At 66.3% G+C, this 1,648-nt stretch carries 2 protein-coding genes; both read right to left on the reverse strand.

Annotation, left to right across the window (positions count from 1 at the left end):
- Positions 1-1,084: molybdopterin cofactor-binding domain-containing protein (locus tag AHiyo1_RS21445; RefSeq protein ID WP_253257536.1), on the reverse strand; the 1,084-nt coding region annotated here is incomplete at its 3' end.
- A partial coding sequence (locus tag AHiyo1_RS27530; protein WP_445286250.1) for a xanthine dehydrogenase family protein molybdopterin-binding subunit occupies positions 1,006-1,648 on the reverse strand: 643 nt, incomplete at its 5' end. The genes AHiyo1_RS21445 and AHiyo1_RS27530, both read right to left, overlap by 79 nt.

Here is a 1,648-nt window from a genome sequence, read left to right on the forward strand (position 1 = left end):
CCGGCGTCGAGCGGCTCCCGTAGGTGCCCAGGCCGAAGGGGGTCTGGTCAGTGTCGCCGTGGACGACGTCGATGCTCTCAGGCGGGATGCCGAGTTCCTCCGCCACGATCTGGGCGAACGTGGTTTCGTGGCCCTGCCCCTGGCTTTGCACCGAGATCCTGACGACGGCCTTGCCGGTGGGATGGACGCGGAGTTCCGCGCCGTCGGCCATGCCGAGTCCCACGATGTCAAAATGCTTACGGGGCCCGGCGCCGACGGTCTCAGTGAAGAAGGACACGCCGATGCCCATCAGCTCGCCGCGCTCCCGCTTTTCGAGTTGCTCGCGCCGGAGATCCTCGTACCCGGCCATTTGCATGGACAGCCGCATGGCAGGCTCGTAGTTGCCGGAGTCGTAGATCCAGCCGGTCTTGTTGGCGTAGGGGAACTGCTCGGGTTTGATGAAATTCTTGAGCCGGAGCTCTGCCGGATCCATCTCGAGTTTCCGGGCCAGGATGTCCACCATGCGCTCCACGAGGTAGACCGCTTCCGTCACGCGGAAGGAACAGGCATAGGCGACGCCACCGGGGGCCTTGTTGGTGTAGACACCAGTGACCTTGCAGTAGGCCGCCTTCAGGTCGTAGCTCCCGGTAAAGATGGAGAAGAAGCCGGCCGGGGTCTTGGTGGGCTGTGCGGTCGCGTTGAAGGCGCCGTGGTCTGCCAGCACGCTGGTCCGGACTGCCAGGATCTTGCCGTCGTTGGTGGCCGCGATCTCGCCCTGCATGATGTAGTCTCGGGCGAACGACGTGGACATCAGGTTTTCCGAGCGGTCCTCCACCCACTTCACCGGCTTCCCGGTGACGATCGAACCGACGACGGCCAGGACATAGCCGGGATAGATGCCCACCTTGTTGCCGAAGCCCCCGCCGATATCGGGGGAGACGATCCGGATCTTGTGCTCCGGAATGCCGGCGACTATCGCATACAGCGTCCGGTGGGCATGCGGGGCCTGGGTCGTTTCGTAGAGGGTCAGCCTGCCGTCGATCGGATCGAAGTCCGCCACGGCGCCGCAGGTTTCCATGGGCGCCGGGTGCACGCGCGGATACACGACCTCCTGGGCGCGACGACGTCGGCAGCGGCGAACACCGCCTCGGTTTCGGCCGCATCGCCGATCTCCCAGTCGAAGATCCGGTTGTCCGTCCGGCCCTCGATATCGTCGCGGATGACCGGCGCGCCGGGATCGAGGGCGCGGCGGGCATCAATCACCGGAGGCAACATGTCGTATTCGACGTCGATCAGCTCCAAGGCGTCCCGGGCGGCGTAGCGGTCCTCCGCGACCACGAAGGCGACTTCCTGGCCCTGGAAGCGGACCTTGTCCGTGACGAGGACTGCCTGGACGTCCGCGGACAGGGTGGGCGCCCACGCGAGGTTGAGGGCCTGCAGGTCCTTGCCGGTGATAACGGCGAGGACCCCGGGATGCGCCAATGCTTCGGACGTGTCTATGGAAACCAGTCGGGCATGCGCAACGGGAGCGCGCAGAATGGCCCCATGCAGCATGCCGGGCAGCACAATGTCGTCGAGGTAATTGCCCTTGCCGCGGACGAACCGCGGGTCCTCCTTGCGCTGGAGGCGGCCGAACCCGATCGGGCGGCCCGGGTCTCCGGCCGCCGGG

This window comes from Arthrobacter sp. Hiyo1 (assembly GCF_001263615.2).
Lineage (GTDB): Bacteria > Actinomycetota > Actinomycetes > Actinomycetales > Micrococcaceae > Arthrobacter.